This window comes from Neisseria sp. HMSC15G01 (assembly GCF_001808255.1).
GTDB lineage: Bacteria > Pseudomonadota > Gammaproteobacteria > Burkholderiales > Neisseriaceae > Neisseria > Neisseria subflava_A.
Genome location: NZ_KV792691.1, coordinates 1 through 4023, shown reverse-complemented (window position 1 = coordinate 4023; position 4023 = coordinate 1). Strand labels below are relative to the sequence as shown.

At 39.2% G+C, this 4023-nt stretch carries 5 protein-coding genes and 1 pseudogene; all 6 read left to right on the top strand.

Annotated elements, in window-relative coordinates; genetic code table 11:
- On the top strand, window positions 1–884 hold an 884-nt coding region (locus HMPREF3139_RS08485), incomplete at its 5' end, for an HNH/endonuclease VII fold putative polymorphic toxin (protein WP_210388927.1).
- Window positions 881–1321, top strand: coding sequence for a hypothetical protein (locus HMPREF3139_RS08480; RefSeq protein ID WP_070461584.1), 441 nt, complete (start codon window positions 881–883; stop codon window positions 1319–1321). The genes HMPREF3139_RS08485 and HMPREF3139_RS08480, both read left to right, overlap by 4 nt.
- 571 nt (window positions 1322–1892) lie before the next feature.
- Window positions 1893–2638, top strand: a pseudogene (gene mafB / locus HMPREF3139_RS08475) (polymorphic toxin MafB class 2); the annotation flags it as partial.
- 10 nt (window positions 2639–2648) lie between these two features.
- Window positions 2649–3107 (top strand): hypothetical protein, encoded by a 459-nt coding sequence (locus tag HMPREF3139_RS08470; RefSeq protein ID WP_070461583.1) that lies wholly within the window; start codon window positions 2649–2651, stop codon window positions 3105–3107.
- Window positions 3108–3340: 233 nt separating this feature from the next.
- A complete protein-coding gene (locus HMPREF3139_RS10960; protein ID WP_141743141.1) occupies window positions 3341–3571 on the top strand; it encodes a hypothetical protein in 231 nt (76 codons plus the stop codon).
- Entirely contained in the window at window positions 3522–3815 is a 294-nt protein-coding gene (locus HMPREF3139_RS11060) for a hypothetical protein (protein ID WP_070461582.1), read from the top strand. Before HMPREF3139_RS10960 ends, HMPREF3139_RS11060 begins: the two co-directional genes overlap by 50 nt.
- Window positions 3816–4023: the final 208 nt, after the last annotated feature.

Sequence of the window (4023 nt, the reverse complement as noted above, 5' to 3'; positions counted from 1 at the left end):
CGTTGTTTGATGCGCAGGTTGCCGGGACGGTCGGGCAGAATGCGGTGGAGAATAATGCTGCGGGGAATAGTACTTCTGCTGTTACGCGGATGCAGAGTAGAGCCGCAACATTGGAGAATGCCGCATATGCAATGGACCCATTTTTCTTACAAGGTAATGTGCCAGATATATATGCTGAGATTCAAAAATTAAAAAGAATAGATCAAGTAAATCAAGACAAGAAAAATGAAATAGCTAGAAATTTTCTTAGGGAACATGGAATTAATGTACCGTTAATGACTGTAATGGATAGTGTTAATGGTGTGGGAGTAGTTCGCTTAGACACAGAACGAAATTACCGAAACCTAATGAAGGCCATGACAGAATTTAAACAAGCAGCAACTACGAAACATGCTACATTTAGAATGGCTAAGCGACAATTAGGGATTCCTAATTCAATGCAGCCAACAGCAGTTCGTCGTGTGCCAATTGTAGAAAAAAAGCATGATCGAATAGGCATAGTAACTTACAAAAAGGATTCTTTAGGACGCACGTTATTTTCTACGGAGTATCTATTTATTGTTAATGGCAAAGGTTATGTAATCCAAGACCACTCTGTAGGGCATAATTTTGGAGACCTTAATGGAATAGGAAATCAACATGCTCATTTTAATTTAAAAAAATTAAATTTAAACACATATACCACAAATGGAACTATTGATATAGAAACTTGGAAGGCCGAGCAGAACATCCCGCACAATAGGCAAACCTATGGAATCAGTCCGATCACAGGTATTCCAGAGCATTTGTACACAAAACCTTCTCCGCATGCAGATCCTAAAGAGCATTTCTTTGAGAGAATATTTAACATGAAAAATGGAAACAGGGGGAAAACGAAAAAATGAAGCACGCGCACATTGACTTTATTGGGGGAAAATGGAATCTATTAAAGCAAATGTATGGAGCAGATATACTTGAAAAAGGAAATTTTTACGTAGATGATATCTTTTTTACCAAATGGATAATTTCCGAAAATAATCTAAAAGGGTACTGTATCAATATGATTATTTATCTTCATACTCCACCAACCATTTATCCAAAAAAATGGGAAGATGCTCAAGGAGTAAAAATATGGCTTTCATTTGATGGCCAATTTGGCAATGGATTATTTAAATTAAGCAATAGAAAATTAATTAAGGAAATACGTCATAAATATGTGAGATTTTCTTTTTTAAATGAATTTATTAAAGACCACAGAAGAATCTTAATTCATCTACAGAAAGATAACTCATCAATATTTGCCACATCGATACATGTTTTAGGCATTTCCAAACTAATTTAAAAATCTTAGAAATCAACAGTGCTATTTACACTTTTCAGATTTCATACTTAGACTGAACTAACCGATTTTTTAGCGAAAAAACAAAAACTGGACAGCCTGAAAAAGTGTAAACAACATGACATTTTCCAACACATTAAAAAGCCTGGAACAAACTGGAAAAGTTAGCTACCGACCGAGAAGAGCAAAACAAAGTAGTTGGTTCTATCAGGAAGGCAGTCCGACAGGAATGGGATTTGCTCAAACGGCACAACAGCAATTTTAGGCATGCTGTTGTCAATGGCAACATTGATGATATACGTGATGATAGTGAAGTCGTTGCAGCTAATGGCTTAAGTTCCTCTACCCAATTGGTGCAGGACTAATCGGAACGGGAGGAAGTTTTGTTGCTGCCAAAGGTATGGGTAATCCGGCTTACCGCATAAGCTGGGAGGGGCTTCCGGAAACCAATGCTGTAAAAATGAGGCAGACTGGTGCGGTTTCTTTGCCGAAGATTACGAAGATAAATAATTTAACACATGAAGGAATCGAATCACATAATCTAAATAACGTTAATGCTCCGGGTAGAAAAACTGTACCCGTCGGCGAAATCCGTATTCCTTCAAATTCCAAAGCAACAGAGGGAACAACCGTTACCTTGGCACAGGAGCAACGCCTAGCCAACGGAGAGCTGATACCGAGAGGCTCTGTGGTAACGTGGTCGGACAATGCGGTGAAGGTGGTGCGGCCGGATGGGAAAAAGCGGAGATTTAATAGTCGGGATTGGGAACAGAAGGCATTGCCGAAACCACCGAAAGATTACAGAGATGACATCAACATAGGGAGAAACAACCCTAAATATAATCAGCAACGGCATGAAAAAATCGAATCCCACAACCCAAACAGAATAGAGGCGATACGCCAACGTAATGCTATTTCTTCTGCAGAAAGGCAGGCTGATGCATTAAAAAGGTTGCAAACGTCTGGCCACACCCGCCTGCCTGGACAACCGCAAAAAGGAAAGCCTGGTGCTGCTAGAGAAATGTCTCGTTCAGATAATCCGAATCAAACAGCCGAGGCTTTTGCACGTCGATATTTAGGCAGGAAACCTACATTAATGGAACGAGTCGAAGGTGAAAAATTATACGGAGGTAAATGTGTGGCTGTTGGAAAGCGCAAATGCCGGATGGAACCTTTGTGGTGTATAGGCCAGCAGGTAATGCTTCTATGACTAAGGGAACTACAGCGTCTGTTGATATTAATAATCCAACATTAAATAACTTAAATATTAATTTAAAGGGCAAGCCAACAGAGCTGAAATTTAAATTCCCTGCTAGATAAGGATATTTTAATGAATTTAGAGACAGCAGAAAATATTCAATGCGAATTTGAGTATTTAGCATTAGATGGTTATTTTCCAATGCATTTTGCATCGCATGGTCAAGGAAACAAAGATTGGCAATTTGCAGTTGAATTCATATATAGATTATTAATATGTCAATTAGCAATTCTTGAGCCTGTTAATTTGGAAACAGAAAAAGATATTCTAGGTTTTTGTCATAAACTAGCAAAACAAAATCCTTTTGGTAAGGATAATGGAGTGTGGTATTGGGGAGAGATTATATTAACAAAAAAGGGGCTAGATTTAATAATAAAATATATTCCTGAGGCATTTGAGGAGTGGAATGGAAAGAAATTTGAATTAAATACTCCTTTCATAAAAACATTAGAATCCATATTTATTGAGCATGGGGTAGAATGGGATGAGAATAATCCACTATTTCCTATTGCATCCTTAATGCATTCTTAAAAAATGATTAATCTTACTTGTTTTATTAAAATGTTACCTAAAGTATTTAAGATTGCTGGAGAGTTGCGACACTAAACGACACAATTGTTTACCGTCCTGCCGGATATGCTGGCAAAGATACCCTACCCACTACAGCAACGGTAGAAATCCATAAGAACTCGGCCATACGATCGCTAAATAATAACGAAAATTTAAAATTGAAATTTCCAATTATAAATAAAAGGTAATGTATTATGAGAATGAACGAACGACAAGCATCTGCTATTCAGGATGTATTTCGAAAATTAGCTTTTATTGATACAGAACCAGTAGACCTTCCCAATTCAGGGCTTGATTGGCAGGAAACAGTAGAGATTATTTACCGGCTGTTTACCTTGAGATGGATGGAATTTTGGCCGCAGAAAGAGATTACGGATGAAGACATCTGGGATGTATTGCCGGAATCTTGCTTATTACAATCCTAATTATGATCTTGAATCAAAAGGATACGATTTTGATGTTGCCTGGATTTATCATTGGCTTACACATATTAACCTTACCTCCGAGGGAGAGGTGTTCTATTTTAAATACTTTGATCCCGAAGTGGTAAACAGCGCAGAAGACGATAATGCCGTAAATCCCGCCTTTATCGATCGTCTTGAAAGTATCTTTGAAGAAAACGATATGCCGTGGGGTAAGATATTTTTTCCCGTACAGAGTATCGAGTAAGCACAGAATGCAGCTGAGGATTTTGCACGCCAATTGCCGCAACCAGCCGACGACCGCACCCGCGCCCTGCAAACCCTGGCCGCCGGCGCCCAAGCCTACCAACTGGCCGATGGCGTCGGCAAAGTGGCCGACGCCCTTAAAAACCAAACCGGACAGCAGGGTGCCGTCCTCTTATCCGTTGAAGCCGGCTTCGGCTTTAAATCCGCCG

Excerpts from the sequence above, each read along its gene's own strand:
- HMPREF3139_RS08480 (WP_070461584.1), top strand. The coding sequence starts at position 881 with ATGAAGCACGCGCACATTGACTTTATTGGGGGAAAATGGAATCTATTA.
- HMPREF3139_RS10960 (WP_141743141.1), top strand. The coding sequence starts at position 3,341 with ATGAGAATGAACGAACGACAAGCATCTGCTATTCAGGATGTATTTCGA.
- HMPREF3139_RS08470 (WP_070461583.1), top strand. The coding sequence starts at position 2,649 with ATGAATTTAGAGACAGCAGAAAATATTCAATGCGAATTTGAGTATTTA.
- HMPREF3139_RS11060 (WP_070461582.1), top strand. The coding sequence starts at position 3,522 with ATGAAGACATCTGGGATGTATTGCCGGAATCTTGCTTATTACAATCCT.